This window comes from Pseudoxanthomonas helianthi (genome assembly GCF_017939625.1).
Taxonomy (GTDB): Bacteria; Pseudomonadota; Gammaproteobacteria; order Xanthomonadales; family Xanthomonadaceae; genus Pseudoxanthomonas_A; species Pseudoxanthomonas_A helianthi.
On the sequence record NZ_JAGKTC010000002.1, the window covers coordinates 685,153 to 701,149 of the forward strand.

At 67.0% G+C, this 15,997-nt stretch carries 14 protein-coding genes; 10 read left to right on the plus strand and 4 right to left on the minus strand.

What is annotated here, in order from left to right; translation table 11 throughout:
- Nucleotides 1-34: 34 nt before the first annotated feature.
- The gene (locus J5837_RS10910) at nucleotides 35-946 is read right to left on the minus strand and encodes a cation diffusion facilitator family transporter (RefSeq protein ID WP_210536767.1); all 912 of its coding nucleotides are present in this window, start codon (nucleotides 944-946) and stop codon (nucleotides 35-37) included.
- 213 nt (nucleotides 947-1,159) lie between these two features.
- Nucleotides 1,160-1,885 carry a UMP kinase gene (gene pyrH / locus J5837_RS10915; protein ID WP_210536768.1) on the minus strand — a complete coding sequence of 242 codons (726 nt, stop codon included), beginning with the start codon at nucleotides 1,883-1,885 and terminating at the stop codon, nucleotides 1,160-1,162.
- Nucleotides 1,886-2,038: 153 nt separating this feature from the next.
- Between pyrH and J5837_RS10920 the strand changes: the two genes are divergently transcribed.
- Nucleotides 2,039-2,734, plus strand: coding sequence for an AIM24 family protein (locus J5837_RS10920; RefSeq protein ID WP_210536769.1), 696 nt, complete (start codon nucleotides 2,039-2,041; stop codon nucleotides 2,732-2,734).
- Nucleotides 2,735-2,795: 61 nt separating this feature from the next.
- On the opposite strand, the gene tsf is transcribed toward J5837_RS10920, so the two are convergent.
- Nucleotides 2,796-3,674, minus strand: a complete 879-nt coding sequence (gene tsf, locus J5837_RS10925; protein ID WP_210536770.1) for a translation elongation factor Ts — start codon at nucleotides 3,672-3,674, stop codon at nucleotides 2,796-2,798.
- 118 nt (nucleotides 3,675-3,792) lie between these two features.
- A complete protein-coding gene (rpsB, locus tag J5837_RS10930) occupies nucleotides 3,793-4,593 on the minus strand; it encodes a 30S ribosomal protein S2 (protein WP_210536771.1) in 801 nt (266 codons plus the stop codon).
- A 293-nt stretch (nucleotides 4,594-4,886) separates the two neighbouring features.
- Between rpsB and map the strand changes: the two genes are divergently transcribed.
- The 9 genes from map (at nucleotide 4,887) to mddA (ending at nucleotide 15,989) form a co-directional block, all read left to right on the plus strand.
- Nucleotides 4,887-5,663, plus strand: a complete 777-nt coding sequence (map, locus tag J5837_RS10935; protein ID WP_210536772.1) for a type I methionyl aminopeptidase — start codon at nucleotides 4,887-4,889, stop codon at nucleotides 5,661-5,663.
- Between the two features lie 41 nt (nucleotides 5,664-5,704).
- On the plus strand, nucleotides 5,705-8,323 hold the full coding sequence (gene glnD, locus J5837_RS10940; RefSeq protein ID WP_484573294.1) for a [protein-PII] uridylyltransferase: 2,619 nt from the start codon (nucleotides 5,705-5,707) through the stop codon (nucleotides 8,321-8,323).
- 25 nt (nucleotides 8,324-8,348) lie between these two features.
- On the plus strand, nucleotides 8,349-9,197 hold the full coding sequence (dapD, locus tag J5837_RS10945; RefSeq protein ID WP_210536774.1) for a 2,3,4,5-tetrahydropyridine-2,6-dicarboxylate N-succinyltransferase: 849 nt from the start codon (nucleotides 8,349-8,351) through the stop codon (nucleotides 9,195-9,197).
- A gap of 28 nt (nucleotides 9,198-9,225) precedes the next feature.
- Nucleotides 9,226-10,215: a glycoside hydrolase family 43 protein gene (locus J5837_RS10950; RefSeq protein ID WP_342345533.1), complete on the plus strand. Its 990-nt coding sequence runs from the start codon at nucleotides 9,226-9,228 to the stop codon at nucleotides 10,213-10,215.
- A 29-nt stretch (nucleotides 10,216-10,244) separates the two neighbouring features.
- Nucleotides 10,245-10,607, plus strand: a complete 363-nt coding sequence (locus tag J5837_RS10955; protein ID WP_210536775.1) for an arsenate reductase — start codon at nucleotides 10,245-10,247, stop codon at nucleotides 10,605-10,607.
- On the plus strand, nucleotides 10,604-11,731 hold the full coding sequence (gene dapE, locus J5837_RS10960) for a succinyl-diaminopimelate desuccinylase (RefSeq protein WP_210536776.1): 1,128 nt from the start codon (nucleotides 10,604-10,606) through the stop codon (nucleotides 11,729-11,731). Before J5837_RS10955 ends, dapE begins: the two co-directional genes overlap by 4 nt.
- A 293-nt stretch (nucleotides 11,732-12,024) precedes the next feature.
- Nucleotides 12,025-13,728: an asparagine synthase B gene (asnB, locus tag J5837_RS10965; RefSeq protein WP_210536777.1), complete on the plus strand. Its 1,704-nt coding sequence runs from the start codon at nucleotides 12,025-12,027 to the stop codon at nucleotides 13,726-13,728.
- Nucleotides 13,729-13,785: 57 nt separating this feature from the next.
- On the plus strand, nucleotides 13,786-14,877 hold the full coding sequence (locus J5837_RS16520; RefSeq protein WP_210536778.1) for an alpha/beta fold hydrolase: 1,092 nt from the start codon (nucleotides 13,786-13,788) through the stop codon (nucleotides 14,875-14,877).
- 305 nt (nucleotides 14,878-15,182) lie between these two features.
- Nucleotides 15,183-15,989 (plus strand): methanethiol S-methyltransferase, encoded by an 807-nt coding sequence (mddA, locus tag J5837_RS10975; protein ID WP_210536779.1) that lies wholly within the window; start codon nucleotides 15,183-15,185, stop codon nucleotides 15,987-15,989.
- The last annotated feature ends 8 nt before the right edge of the window (nucleotides 15,990-15,997 follow it).

Here is a 15,997-nt window from a genome sequence, read left to right on the forward strand (position 1 = left end):
AACCCGGCTTGCTGCTCTGCGGCGGGCCGAGGCCTCAGTGCGCGTGCGGCGCCGCGTCATGCAGGTCGTGGCCGCAGCGGCCGCGTTCGATCTGCAAGGTGGCGTGGTTGATGCCGAAGCGGTCGTCCAGCGCATGCGCGGTGGCGTCGATGAAGGCGTCGTGCTCGCTGTCGTCGGGGCGCACCAGATGCGCGGTCAGGGCGATTTCGCCCGCCCCCAGCGGCCAGATGTGCAGGTGGTGGACCGCGGCGACGCCGGGCCGGGCGGACAGGAAGGCGGCGACCTCGGCCTGGTCGATGTTCGCCGGCACCGCATCCATCGCGGCGTTGAAACTGTCGCGCAGCAGGCCGAAGGTGCCGATCGCAATGACCACGCCGATCAGCAAGGCGGTCAGCGGGTCCAGCCAGGCCCAGCCGAACGCCAGCATGCCCAGGCCAGCCAACACCGCGGCCAGCGATACCGCCGCATCGGCCACCAGGTGCAGGAACGCGCCGCGCTTGTTCAGGTCGTGGGCATGGCCGTCACGGACGAACCAGGCCGCGCCCAGGTTGATCGCGATGCCGATGGCGGCGACGACCACGACCGGCATGGCCGGGATCTGCGGCGGGGCGGAGAAGCGGCGCACCGCTTCCCACGCCAACGCACCGGAGAACGCCATCAGCAGCAGCGAATTGGCCAGCGGCGAGAGCAGGGTGGCGCGACGCCAGCCGTAGGTATGGCTGGCGGTGGTCGGCCGCTTGGCCAGCGCGGCGGCGGCCCAGGCCAGCCCGAGTCCGAGCACGTCGCCCAGGTTGTGCACGGCGTCGGAGAGCAGGGCCAGCGAGTCGGTGTAGAAACCGTAGCCGGCTTCCAGCGCCGTGTAGGCGAGGTTGATCAGGGTGACCGCGGCGAAGGCGCGGGTGGCGGAGCCGTGGCTGTGGTCGTGGCCGTGATGCGAGTGTCCCATGCGGTCAGGATGCCGGCTCTGAGAGTGCGGACACTATTACAGCGAATCGGGGCGAATGTATCCGGTGTGGGAGTGGTTGCGGCATGCCGTAACCACTTCCACACCGGCTTGAACCGCATTGGTAGAGTCGAGCTTGCTCGACTGCTCTTGCGTATGTCTGATTGGAACGAAAAGCAGTCGAGCAAGCTCGACTCTACATGGAGCACTGGCCGCTCACCCGCGTCCTTTCACCAACGTACCGACGTTCTCCCCGCGCAGGATCCTCATCAGGTTGCCCGGCACCGACAGGTCGTAGATGCGCAGCGGCACGTCGCTGTCGCGGCACAGGGCGAAGGCAGCGGTGTCCATCACCTGCAGGTCGCGGGCGATGACTTCGTCGTAGGTCAGCCGGTCGTACTTGACCGCGTCCTTGTGCTTGTTCGGATCCTTGTCGTACACACCGTCCACCTTGGTCGCCTTCAGCAACAGGTCGGCGTTGATCTCGATCGCGCGCAGCGCGGCGCCCGAGTCGGTGGTGAAGAACGGATTGCCGGTGCCGGCGGCGAAGATCGCGATGCGGCCCTTTTCCAGGTGGCGCACGGCGCGGCGGCGGATGTAGTCCTCGCACACGTCGTTGATCTTCAGCGCGCTCATCACCCGGACCTTGGCGCCGAGTTTCTCCAGCGCATCCTGCATCGCCAGGGCGTTGATCACCGTGGCCAGCATGCCCATCTGGTCGCCGGTCACCCGGTCCATGCCGCCGGCGGCCAGGCCGGCGCCGCGGAAGATGTTGCCGCCGCCGATCACCAGGCCGATCTCGGCGCCGGCGTCGTGCGCTTCGATCACTTCCTTGGCGATGCGGCCGATCACCGCCGGGTCGATGCCGTAATCCTCGCTTCCCATCAGCGCTTCGCCGGACAGCTTGAGCAGGATGCGGCGGTAGGCGAGGGACTGGGACATGGAGATTCTCGGCGGCGGGGGCGCGGGAATTCTAGCCGAGGCGCCGGAATACGTCAGGACGAGGTCGCCGAATGGCCGAATGTCGTCGTGAACCGGCCATGCGGTCCGGCTAAGATCGACCGCTGTACCTATCCATCACATCAAGGAACAGATATGAGCGTGCGCACCCTGCAGGAATTCCTGGCGTCTTCGAAGGAGAAGGACGTCAGTGCCGACGCGTTCGAACTGGAAAGCCCGCACCTGCTCGAGGTGCGCGTAAACGGGCTGGTCTGGGCCAAGGCCGGTTCGATGGTCGCGCGCAAGGGCGGGGTCAAGTTCACCCGGCAGGGCGTGCTGGAGCAAGGTCTCGGCAACTTGCTGAAGAAGACGATCAGCGGCGAGGGCATGCAGCTGATGAAGGTGGAGGGGCAGGGCCGCGTGTACCTGGCCGACGCCGGCAAGAAGATCACCCTGCTGCGCCTAGCCGGCGAGGCGATCTTCGTCAACGGCAACGACGTGCTGGCGCTGGAATCCGGCATCGACAGCAAGATCACCATGATGCGCAAGGTGGCCGGCATGCTGTCGGGCGGGCTGTTCAACGTGCGCCTGAGCGGCCATGGCATCGTCGCGATCACCTCGCATTACGAACCGCTGACCCTGCCGGTGAACGCGCAGACCGGGCCGGTGTTCACCGACCCCAACGCCACCGTGGCGTGGTCGGGCGGGCTGAGCCCGGAAATCATCACCGACATCTCGCTGGGCACGCTGTTCGGTCGCGGCTCGGGCGAAAGCATCCAGCTGCGGTTCGCAGGCGAAGGCTGGGTGGTGGTGCAGCCGTACGAGGAAGTCGCCTTCCAGGCCAAGGGCTGAGGAGCCAACAAAAAAGCCGCGGATTCCGCGGCTTTTCTGCTTGAAGCGATGGCGCTGGAACTCAGACCTGCATCGCCTTCGCCACTTCGGCGGCGTAGTCCTCGACCACCTTCTCGATGCCTTCGCCCACCGCCAGGCGGGTGAAGCGGACCACGTCGGCGCCGGCGGCCTTGGCGGCCTGCTCGACGGTCTGGTCGGTGTTCAGCACGTACGGCTGGCCGTACAGGCTGACTTCGTTGACGATCTTGGCGATCTTGCCGCCGATGATCTTCTCGAGGATCTCGGCCGGCTTCTGCTTGTCCTTCTCGGACATCTTGGCCAGTTCGATTTCCTTTTCCTTCGCCACGAAGTCGGCCGGCACGTCGGCGGCCTTGTTGTACGGCGGGTTCATCGCGGCCACGTGCATGGCCACGCCGCGCGCGAACTCGGCGTCGCCGCCGGCCACTTCCACCAGCACGCCGATCTTGCCGCCGTGCGAATAGGCGGCGACGTTGTTGCTGCTGTCGATCGCGGCGATGCGGCGCACCTGGATGTTCTCGCCGAGCTTGGCGATCGCGGCGGCGCGGGCTTCCTCGACGGTTTCGCCGGAAGCGAGCTTGGCGGCCTTCAGCGCTTCCACGTCGGCGGCGCCGGAGGCCAGCGCGGCCTGGGCGACGGCGTCGGTGAAGGCGACGAAGTTGGCGTCCTTGGCGACGAAGTCGGTTTCGGAATTGACCTCGACCAGCACGGCCTTGCCGCCGGCCTGGGCGACCGCGATGCGGCCTTCGGCGGTGACGCGGCTGGCCTTCTTGTCGGCCTTGGCGGCGCCGGACTTGCGCAGCGCCTCGGCGGCGGCGTCGATGTCGCCGTTGGTTTCGCTGAGTGCCTTCTTGCACTCCATCATGCCGGCGCCGGTGCGCTCGCGCAGTTCCTTGACCAGGGAAGCGGTGATTTCAGCCATGGGTAAACCTCAGCAATAAGAAAAGTTTGGGCGGGCTGTCGCCCGCCGCGGGAATCCGTCCGCGGCCATGCCGCGGAGAAGCAGCCGCGCAGGATGGCGCGGCTGCGTTGCGCGCCGGTTACTCGGCGGCGGCTTCGTCGGCCTTCTTGGCCGGGGCCTTCTTGGCCGGGGCGCGGCGGGCCGGCTTGGCGTCGCCTTCGGCGAAGTCTTCCTCGCGCACCGTCGCCGCGTTCGGCGAAGCGGCCTTGCCTTCCAGCACCGCGTCGGCGGCGGCACGGGCGTACAGCTGCACGGCACGGATGGCGTCGTCGTTGCCCGGGATGGCGTAGTCGACCAGGGCCGGGTCGTAGTTCGAGTCGACCACCGCGACCACCGGGATGCCGAGCTTCTTGGCTTCCTTGATGGCGATGTCTTCATGGCCGATGTCGATGACGAACAGGGCGTCCGGCAGGCGGTTCATTTCCTTGATGCCGCCCAGCGAGGCCAGCAGCTTCTCGCGCTCGCGGCGCAGGCCCAGCACTTCGTGCTTGACCAGCTTCTCGAAGGTGCCGTCGGTTTCGGCGGCTTCCAGCTCCTTCAGGCGGGCGACCGACTTCTTCACGGTGGCGAAGTTGGTCAGCGAGCCGCCCAGCCAGCGCTGGGTCATGTACGGCATGCCGCAACGCTCGGCTTCTTCCTTCACCGCGTCGCGCGCGCTGCGCTTGGTGCCGACGAACAGGATGGTGCCGCGCTTCTGCGCCACGCCCGAGATGAAGTTCATCGCGTCGTTGAACAGCGGAACGGTCTTCTCGAGGTTGATGATGTGGATCTTGCCGCGCGCGCCGAAGATGTACGGGGCCATCTTCGGGTTCCAGTAACGGGTCTGGTGGCCGAAATGCACGCCGGCTTCCAGCATCTGGCGCATGGTGACTTGGGGCATGGTAGAAACTCCGATGTAGTGGAACCGGCCGCGGAAGTGGTGCGGCTTGAGGGTTCCAGGGTTGGGCCTCCCCGACGCTTCCGTGGCCGAACCCGTTGATTCCAAAGGAAATCTTCGGGCACCCCGGCACGGAGGATGGCGGCAGGTGTGGATTTGCCGATGACGCACGGCATGGGCGGCTGGGCGGGAACGCCCCGCAAAGCCGCGGAAGTATAACGGGAACAATGAGTTGCGCGCAAACCGCGGCTCCGGAGGGCGCCGGGCCAAGGGAAATCGGCAATAATTGCCGTCCTATGGGCATCCAACTGAAAACCCCCGCCGAAATCGAGCAGATGCGCGTGGCCGGCCGCCTCGCCGCCGAGGTCCTGCAGGTCGTCGCCCCCTTCGTGAAGCCGGGCGTCACCACCGAGGAACTGGACCGCATCTGCCACGACCATATCGTCAACGTGCAGAAGGCGATCCCCGCCAACGTCGGCTACCGCGGCTTCCCCAAGACCGTCTGCACCTCGGTCAACAACGTCATCTGCCACGGCATCCCCAGCGAAGGCAAGGTGCTGAAGGACGGCGACATCGTCAACATCGACGTCACCGTGATCAAGGACGGCTGGCATGGCGACACCAGCCGCATGTACTACGTCGGCACCCCGTCGGTGATGGCCAAGCGCCTGGTCGAGACCACCCGCGAGGCGATGTTCCGCGGCATCCGCGCGGTGAAGCCGGGCGCGACGCTCGGCGACGTCGGCCATGCGATCCAGCAGTTCGCCGAAGCCGAGCGCTTCAGCGTGGTCCGCGAGTATTGCGGCCACGGCATCGGCAAGGTCTACCACGACGAGCCGCAGGTGCTGCATTACGGGCGGCCGGGCGAAGGCGTGGTGCTGAAGCCGGGCATGACCTTCACCATCGAACCGATGATCAACGAAGGCACCCGCTACACCAAGGTATTGCCGGACGGCTGGACCGTGGTCACCAAGGACCGCAAGCTGTCGGCGCAATGGGAACACACCGTCGCGGTGACCGAGGACGGCGTCGAAATCCTGACCCGGGTGCCGGGCGACGACAACGACCTGTGACCGAGCCCGCCGCCGCGCCTGAAGCCGCCACGCGGCTCCGGATCGGGTCCGGGGCAGGCTCTGCCGGCAACGACGCAGGCAGCGACGACGACGGCGCATGGGCGGCGCAGGCCAGGGCGTCCTTCGGCCAGGTCGAGGCGCGCCTGGCGCGGCGTTTCGAACAGAACGACGCCACCGACCGCATCGTCGCGCTGCGCGCGCGCGCGGCCGACCACGTGTTGAAGGAAGCGTGGGCGCGCTGCATCCCCGCCGATGCGCCGCTGGCCCTGTTCGCGGTCGGCGGCTACGGGCGCGGCGAACTGTTCCCGCAATCCGACGTCGACGTGCTGGTGCTGGGCGAACCGGAAGCGCAGCAAACGCAGCACGAAGCATTGGCGAGGTTCTTCGCGCTGCTCTGGAATGCGGGGCTGGCGATCAGCCACGCGGTGCGTTCGCCGGCCGAATGCACGCAGGCCGCGGCCGACGACCAGACGGTACTGACCGCGCTGATCGAATTCCGCCCGTTGTGCGCGGACGCGTCGGCGGAAGCCGCGCTGGCCGGGGCGATCGGCACGCAGCGGGTGTGGTCGCCGCGCGAATTCTTCGCCGCCAAGCGCGAGGAGCTGCGCGCCCGCCACGCGCGCTTCGGCGACACATCCGACAACCTCGAACCGAACATCAAGGAAGGCCCCGGCGGCCTGCGCGACCTGCATACGCTGGGCTGGATGGCGCTGCGCACCTTCGGCGTGCGCGACCTGGAGCAGCTGGTCGGCCTGGGCCACCTCGGCCACGACGAAGCCAAGGCGCTGATCCGAGAACGCAACGCGCTGGGTCGCCTGCGCTACGGCCTGCACCTGGTCGCAGGGCGGCCGGAAGAACGCCTGCGTTTCGATTACCAGAAGACCCTGGCCGCCCGGCTGGGTTTCGCCGACGACGCCGAAAGCCTGGCCGTCGAGAAGATGATGCAGGGCTTCTATCGCAGTGCGGCCATCGTGCGCCGGATCAGCGACCGCCTGCTGCAGCGTTTCGAGGAACAATTCGACGGCGAAACCGCACCGGTGCCGCTCGACGCGACCTTCGCCTTGCGCAACGGCTACCTGGCCGCGCGCGATCCGGCCTGGCCGCGCGACGACGTCGGCGAAGTGTTCGCGCTGTTCGCGATGTGGGCAGCGCAACCCCAGGCCCGCGGCCTGCATTCACGCACTGCGCGCGCGCTGGCCGAAGCCTTGCCGAAACTGCCGGATTACTTCGCCGCGACGGCCGAGCAGCGCGCCGCGTTCATCGAGCTGCTGCGCGGCCCGCGCGCGGTCGACACCTTGACCCGGATGGCGCGACTGGGCGTGCTCGGGCAGTGGATCCCGGCGTTCGCACGCGTGTCGGGACGGATGCAGTTCGACCTGTTCCACGTCTATACCGTCGACCAGCACACGCTGATGGTGTTGCGCAACCTGGCCGCGTTCGCTTCCGGCCGCGCCGACGAGCGTTTCTCCATCGCCCACGAGGTATGGCCGCGCCTGCGCAAGCCGGAGTTGCTGCTGCTGGCCGGCCTGTTCCACGACATCGCCAAGGGCCGCGGCGGCGACCATTCCGAACTCGGCGCGGTCGACGCGCGCGAGTTCTGCATCGCCCACGGGCTGAGCGAGGCGGATACCGAACTGGTCGCGTGGCTGGTCGAACAGCACCTGCGCATGTCCACCACCGCGCAGAAGCAGGACATCGCCGACGCCGAGGTGATCCATCGCTTCGCCATGCTGATCGGCGAACGCGAGCGCCTCGACTACCTGTACCTGCTGACCTGCGCCGACATCGCCGGCACCAGTCCGAAGCTGTGGAACGCGTGGAAGGATCGCCTGCTCGCCGATTTGTACTTCGCCACGCGCCGGGTATTGCGCGAAGGCCTGGAACAGCCGGTCGAGCTGGCCGCGCGGCTGGCCGAAGCGCGCGCTTCGGTGCGCCGCCTGCTGACGATGTCCGGGGTTTCGGCCACCGCGGCCGACGTCCTGTTCGCGGCGATGCCGCGCGAGAGCTTCCTGCGCTTCCGCCCCGAACAGCTGGCGTGGCAGGCGCAGGCGATCCGCGGCGTCGCGCCCGGCGAAACCCGCGTGCGTGCGCGGCTGATCGCCGACGACGCCGGGGCGATGGAGATCTTCGTGCACTCGCCCGATCGCGACGGCCTGTTCGCTGCGATCCTGGCCACGCTCGACCGCATGGGCTTCGCCATCCACCAGGCACGCGTGCTGATGGGGCCGAACAACGCGGTGTTCGACATCTTCGAAGTGTTGCCGGCCGACAGCTACGCCAGCCGCGATCCGGAGGAGGTCGCGCAGGGCCTGCAGCAGGCATTGAGCGGACCGCTCGACGGCGTGCGCCCGGCGCGCCGCGCGGTGTCGCGCCTGCTCAAGCATTTCCGCTTCGCGCCGAGGGTCGAGTTCAGCGCCACGCCGGATGGCCGGCGCACGCTGCTGAGCCTGGTCGCGCCCGACCGCCCCGGCCTGCTGGCCGACGTGGCGCAGGTGCTGCGCGCGCAACGCCTGCGCGTGCACGACGCGCGCATCGCCACCTTCGGCGAGCGCGCGGAAGACCTGCTGCAGATCACCGACGAATCCGACCATCCATTGGCCACGACGGCGCAGGAAGCGCTGCGCGAGGCCCTTTATGCCGGCCTGAAGACCGAAACCTGAGCAAGACCACCCCCAAAGGAACCCCATGTCCGTTGCCACCCCCGCCGACGAACTCAAGTCCACCATCGAAAGCGCGTTCGAACGCCGCGCCGAACTGACTCCCGCCGAAATCGAAGGTTCGACCCGCGAAGCGGTCGAGCGCGCGATCTCCGGCCTCGAAGCCGGCGCGCTGCGCGTCGCCGAACCGGACGGGCAGGGCGGCTGGAAGGTCAACGAATGGCTGAAGAAGGCGGTGCTGCTGTATTTCCGCGTCAACGAAATGCAACTGGTCGATGCGCAGCCCGCGCCGTTCTGGGACAAGGTCGAGGCGCGTTTCGCCGGTTTCGACGAGGCGAAGTTCCGTGCCGCCGGCGTGCGCGTGGTGCCGGGCGCGGTCGCGCGCCGCGGCAGCTACCTCGGTCGCGACGTGGTGCTGATGCCGAGCTTCGTCAACATCGGCGCACACGTGGGCGAAGGCACGATGGTCGACACCTGGGCCACGGTCGGCAGCTGCGCGCAGATCGGCAAGCATTGCCACCTGTCCGGCGGTGTCGGCATCGGCGGCGTGCTCGAGCCGCTGCAGGCGTCGCCGACGATCATCGAAGACCATTGCTTCATCGGCGCGCGTTCGGAAGTGGTCGAGGGCGTCGTCGTCGGCCATCACAGCGTGATCGGCATGGGCGTGTTCCTCGGCCAGAGCACGCGCATCTACAACCGTGCCACCGGCGAGGTTTCCTATGGCTACGTGCCGCCCGGCAGCGTGGTCGTGTCGGGCCAGTTGCCTTCGGCCGATGGCAAGTATTCGCTGTACTGCGCGGTCATCGTCAAGCAGGTCGACGAGAAGACCCGCAGCAAGACCTCGGTCAACGATCTGTTGCGCGGGCTGGCGGACTGAGGCCGTTCGTTTGTCCCGGAACTTCACGGTGCGATCGCGCGAGTCGATCTTCTGGCTGGCGATGCTGCTGGCGCCGATATCGGTGCAGGCAGGGGAAGGGACGCGCGAGCGTGCAGGAAACCCGGTGCTGCCGGGTTGGTACGCCGACCCCGAGGCGACCATATTCGGCAAGCAGTACTGGATATTCCCGACCACCTCGGCGCGTTACGAAGAGCAGACCGGGTTCGACGCGTTTTCTTCGCCGGACCTGGTGCACTGGACCCGGCACGCGCGGGTCTTGTCGACCGGTTCCGTCGCGTGGGCCCGCAAGGCGATGTGGGCGCCGTCCGTCGTGGAGAAGGGCGGGAAATATTATTTCTTCTTTTCCGCCAACGACATCCAGAACGACGGCGAACTCGGCGGCATCGGCGTGGCGGTGGCGGACCATCCGCAAGGGCCTTACCGCGACCTGCTGGGCAAGCCGCTGGTCGGCAAGTTCCACAACGGCGCGCAACCGATCGACCAGTTCGTGTTCCGGGACGATGACGGCGCCTGGTACCTGATCTACGGAGGCTGGAAGCACGCCAACATCGCAAGGCTCAAGGACGACTTCACCGGCATCGAACCCATGGACGACGGAACCTCGTTCAAGGAAATCACCCCCGCGCCGGAGTACGTGGAAGGTCCGGTGATGTTCAAGCGCGAGGGCCGGTACTACTTCATGTGGTCGGAAGGCGGTTGGGGTGGCCCGGATTACTCGGTGGCCTACGCCATCGGCGACCGGCCGACTGGACCTTTCCGAAGGATTGGCAAGGTATTGCAGCAGGATCCGCGGATCGCAACCGGAGCGGGCCATCATTCGGTCGTCCGCGCGCCCGACGACGGCAGTTGGTACATCGTCTACCATCGGCGCCCGCTGGGCGACTCGGATCGCAACCATCGCGTCACGTCGATCGAGCGCATGTATTTCGATGCGCAGGGCCGTATCCTGCCGGTAAAACTCACCCATGAGGGCGTACCGGCCCATCCGCTGCGCTGACTTCTCCTGGTTTTCATCACGGAATTCGCATGACCGCGACCTTGTACGGACTGAAGAACTGCGACACCTGCAAGAAGGCGATGAAGTGGCTCGACCGGTTCGGCGTGCCGTACGTCTTCGTAGATTACCGCGACGACCGGCAGTCGCCGGAAACGCTGGAAAACTGGGCGGAAAAAGCCGGCGGCTGGGACGCGTTGATCAACAAGTCCTCGACCACCTGGCGGCAGTTGCCGGAAACGCGCAAGTCGCCGGGTTCCGGGGCCGAATGGAAGCTGTTGCTGAAGGAATATCCGCAGCTGATCCGCCGGCCGGTGGTGGTCCTGGACGACAACGGCTTTTCACAAGGCTTCAGTGACAATGGCTTCAAGAAGTTGTTCGGAGTCGGCAAATGAGCGACGTCGTCGAGCTGTCCAGTGAATTGATCCGCCGCCACTCGGTGACGCCGGACGATGCCGGTTGCCAGCAGGTGCTGGCGACGCGACTGGCTTCCGCGGGCTTCCATTGCGAACACCTGCGCTACGGCGAGGTGGACAACCTCTGGGCCACGCACGGCAGCGGCGCACCGGTGCTGGTCCTGCTCGGGCATACCGACGTGGTGCCGCCGGGCCCGCTGGACGCATGGAGCAGCGATCCGTTCATCCCGACCGTGCGCGACGGCGTGCTGTACGGCCGCGGCGCCGCCGACATGAAATGCAGCGTCGCCGCGTGCACGATCGCGCTGGAGCGCTTCGTCGACGCGCACCCCGACCATCCTGGCACCGTGGCCCTGTTGGTCACGTCCGACGAAGAGGGCGACGCGCTCGACGGGGTGAAGCTGGTCGCCGATACCTTCCGCCAGCGCGGCCAGCGCATCGACTGGTGTATCACCGGCGAACCCTCGTCGAAGGAAAAACTCGGCGACCTGTTGCGCGTCGGCCGCCGCGGCACCCTGACCGGCACCCTGCGCGTGCGCGGCGTGCAGGGCCATGTCGCCTATCCGCACAAGGCGCTGAACCCGATCCACAAGTCGTTGCCGGCGCTGACCGAGCTGGCGGCGCGCAAGTGGGACGACGGCTACGAGACTTTCCCGCCGACCAGCCTGCAGATTTCCAACATCCATGCCGGGACCGGCGCCAGCAACGTGATCCCCGGCGAGCTGTCGCTGGTGTTCAACCTGCGTTTCAACCCGAGCTGGACCGCGGAAAAACTGGAACAGGAAATCGAAGGCATCCTCGGCAGGCACGGCCTCGACTACGACCTGCATTGGCACCGCGGCGGCGAGCCGTTCTACACGCCGGAGGGGCACCTGCGCGCCACCGCGCGGCAGGTGCTGGGCGGATTCGCCGGCGCCCCGCCGGAGGAAAGCACCGCCGGCGGGACCTCGGACGCGCGGTTCATCGCGCCGCTGGGCGCGCAGTGCATCGAGATCGGTCCGGTCAACGCCAGCATCCACAAGGTCGACGAGCACATCGCCCTGGCCGAACTGGAAGCGCTGCCGGGCCTGTACCAAACCTTGGTCGAGCGCCTGCTCCTATAGCCGCTCCCACAAGCACGCTTGCGAAGGTTGCCGGCGAAACGGTTGCGCCGGAACCGAGGTCTGGGTTAGCTTTGCCCGCATGAAGTCGTTCCCCGCCATCGCGAACACCAATAACCGCAATAACCTGCGCGCGAACCATCGTGCGCGGCCGATGCGGGGCCGCGACTAGGCGAGAAACACCAGCCGAACACCCAAAACCCGCATCGCGAGATGCGGGTTTTTTGTTTTCCAACCGCGGATCCCTGGCCGGGATTCAACAAAAGCACGAACCCCACAAACCAGGAGCTTCCCCCATGTGTTCCATCTTCGGCATCTTCGGCCTGCAACCCGGCGACGACCTGCAGGCCCTGCGCCAGCAATCGCTGGAACATTCGCAGCGCCAGCGCCACCGCGGCCCCGACTGGAGCGGCGTGCATCTCGACGAGGGCGCAATCCTGGTCCATGAGCGCCTGGCCATCGTCGACCCGGCTGGCGGCTCGCAGCCGCTGTTGTCCGAAGACGGGCAACTGGTGCTCGCGGTCAACGGCGAGATCTACAACCACGTCGCGCTGAAGGCCGAACTGAAGCAGCCGTACGCGTTCCAGACCGGCTCGGACTGCGAAGTGATCAACGCCCTGTATCGCGAAGACGAACCGGCTTCGTTGCTCAACCGGCTCAACGGCATCTTCGCCTTCGCCCTGTGGGACAAGGCGAAGGGCCGCGCGATCATCGCCCGCGATCCGATCGGCGTGTGCCCGCTGTACTGGGGCCACGATCGCGAGGGCCGCCTGCGCGTGGCGTCGGAAATGAAATCGCTGGCCGATACCTGCGCCGACGTGGCCCAGTTCCCGCCGGGCCACTGGTACGACACGGCCACCGGCGAGCTGAACAAGTATTACGAACGCCCCTGGCGCGATTACGACGCGGTAGAAGGCGTCGAAGTGCCGCTGCAGGAACTGCGCGAAGCCTTCGAAGCCGCGGTGCACCGGCAGCTGATGACCGACGTGCCCTATGGCGTGCTGCTGTCGGGCGGCCTGGATTCGTCGCTGGTCGCCGCGGTCGCGGCGCGCTATGCGCGGCATCGCGTCGAGGACAACGACAAGTCCGAAGCCTGGTGGCCACGCCTGCACTCCTTCGCCATCGGCTTGAAAGGTTCGCCCGACCTGGCCGCGGCCAAGGTCGCCGCCGAAATGCTGGGCACGGTGCACCACGGCTTCGAATACACCTTCGAGGAAGGCCTCGACGCGTTGCCGGAAGTGATCCGCCACATCGAGACCTACGACGTCACCACGATCCGTGCCTCCACGCCGATGTTCCTGCTCGCGCGGCGGATCAAGGCGATGGGCGTGAAGATGGTGCTGTCGGGCGAGGGCAGCGACGAGATCTTCGGCGGCTACCTGTACTTCCACAAGGCGCCGAACGCGCGCGAATTCCATGAAGAGCTGATCCGCAAGCTCGACGCGCTGTACAACTACGATTGCCTGCGCGCCAACAAATCGATGATGGCCTGGGGCGTGGAGCCGCGGGTGCCGTTCCTCGATCGCGAATTCCTCGACGTGGCGATGCGCATGGACGCGAAGTTCAAAATGATCGACAAGAGCCGGGTCGGCCAGTCGCGCGGCGACGCGCAACGCATGGAGAAGGGCGTGCTGCGCGCGGCGTTCGACGGCTACCTGCCGGATTCGATCCTGTGGCGGCAGAAGGAGCAGTTCAGCGACGGCGTCGGCTACGGCTGGATCGACGGGCTGAAGGCGCACGCCGAGAAGCAGGTCAGCGACCGCGAACTCGCCGCCGCCGACAAGCGCTTCCCGGTCAACCCGCCGCAGACCAAGGAGGCCTACTACTACCGCAGCCTGTTCGAACGCTTCTACCCGTCGCCGGCGGCGGCGGAAACGGTGCCCGGTGGCAAGTCCATCGCCTGTTCGTCGCCGGCGGCCATCGCCTGGGACGCCAGCTTCGCGAAGATGGCCGATCCATCCGGGCGCGCGGTGGCGGGGGTGCACGCGGCGGCGTTGTAGCAGCGCCATCCCCGGCAGTAGCGCTACCATGGCCGCGACCTCCGACGGCGCGAGCCCATGGTCCAGCGCACCCACATCGCCACCACGGCCGACGGCGTCCAGCTGGCCTGGACACGCAGTGGCCGCGGGCCGACGCTGGTGAAGGCATCGAACTGGATGACCCATCTGCGCGACGACGTGGACAGCCCGGTCTGGGGTCACTGGATCGATTTCCTGTCGTCGCACTTTGACTTCGTGCGTTTCGACGAACGCGGCTGCGGCCTGTCGGACCGGCAGGTGGAAGACGTATCCGCGCGTCATTGGCTGGGCGACCTGGAGACCGTCGTGGATGCCGCGGCCATCGCCGGGCCGATGATCCAGCTCGGCATTTCGCAAGGCTCGGCGGCGACGATCCAGTACGCGATCAAGCATCCCGAGCGCGTATCCCACCTGATCCTGTACGGTGGCTACGCCCGCGGCGGCCTGGTGCGCGGCGGCCGTCATGCCGAGCACTACCGTGCCGTGATGGAAATGGCGCGGTTGGGCTGGGGCAGCGACAACGCCCTGTTCCGCCAGACCTTCACCGCGCGTTTCGTGCCCGGCGGCAGCCACGAGCAACTCGACTGGTTCAACGACCTATGCCGGCGTACGGTCGCGCCCGCGATGGCCTATCGCCTGATCGAAGCGCGCGCCAACACCGACATCGCCCACCTGCTGCCACAGGTGCGTGTGCCGACCCTGGTGCTGCACGCGCGCCAGGACGAGGTGATCCCGGTCGCCGAGGGCCGGCGGTTGGCGGCGGAGATCCCGAACGCCGAGTTCGTCGAACTGGATTCGCGCAACCACGTGCTGCTGGCCCACGAGCCGGCTTGGCGCGACTTCCAGCGTGCGGTACGCGAGTTCACCGGCGTGGCCCGCAACGAGGCCAGGCCGGAAGGCGAGGCGCCCTTGACGGCGCGCGAGCGCCGGCTGCTCGACTTGCTGCGCCAGGGCAAGACCAATGCCCAGATCGCCGCCGAGGCTTTCATCAGCGAGAAGACCGTGCGCAACCACCTGTCCAGCGTCTATCGCAAGCTGGGCGTGGCCAACCGGGCGCAGGCCATCGTCAAGGCGGGTGTGCAGGCAGCAAACGGGATCGCTTCTCTTCCCCCTTCGCAGAAGGTGGATTGAGGGGGATGTGCCTTTTGGCCACGCCGCGGGTAAAAGCAAAAATCCCCCGTGGCCCCCTTTGAAAAGGGGGCGAAGCAAGGGCGGAGCTTTCCGCACACGGGGAGAAATCAACGGCTGAATCGGGACATTTGTCCCGGGTCCCGACGCGGGAAGGTCGCAGATCGGGTCACGCGTCCCATGGGCCGGCAAGAAGCGCGGCGGAAAGATAGGCAAGGCGGCCGCACAATCTGGGCAAGCCTGCCGAGGTCCGGTCGCGATGGGCTTCCTAGCATGTGCTCCGCTTCCATCCCTCCCGGAGTCCTGCCATGAAACGCGTGTCCATCCTGTTGTTCGGCGTGGTCGTCTACGCCGTGTTCTTCGCCACTTTCCTCTACCTGATCGCCTTCGTCGGCAACCTGCAGGTCGCGCTGGGTCCATGGCTGCCGTCATTGCCGGCGCTGGTGCCGCACTCCGTCGACATCGGCGGCGCGCAATCGGCGCCCGTCGTTGCCGCGATCATCGACCTGGCGCTGATCCTTTGCTTCGGCCTGCAGCACAGCGTCATGGCGCGGACCGGTTTCAAGGCATGGCTGAAGCGACACTTGCCGGAATCGGCCGAGCGCAGCGTCTACGTGTTGCTGGCCAGCCTGGTGCTGATGCTGATGTTCTGGCAGTGGCGCCCGATCGCCGGCAATGTCTGGATCGCGGATTCAGTGGCCGGCCAGGCCATCGGTTGGGCGGTGTTCGCCACGGGTTTTGGCTTGGTGCTGCTGTCCACGTTCCTGATCGATCACTTCGACCTGTTCGGACTGAAGCAGGTGTTGCGGCAGTTCCTCGGCCAGCCGGCGGCGAAGGCGAACTTCGTGACGCCCTTCCTGTACAAGCTGGTGCGGCACCCGCTCTACCTGGGCTTCATCCTCGCTTTCTGGGGCGGTCCGGTCATGAGTGCCGGCCACCTGTTGTTCGCTGCATCGATGAGCGCCTACATCCTGATCGCGATCCGTTTCGAGGAACGCGACCTGGTGCGCCAGCTGGGCGAGCGTTACGTCGCCTATCGCGAGCGGGTACCGATGCTGGTGCCGGGGACTTCACCGCGCGGCGGGGCGAAGTCCGATGCGGGTGAATTGACCTGAGCTGAAAC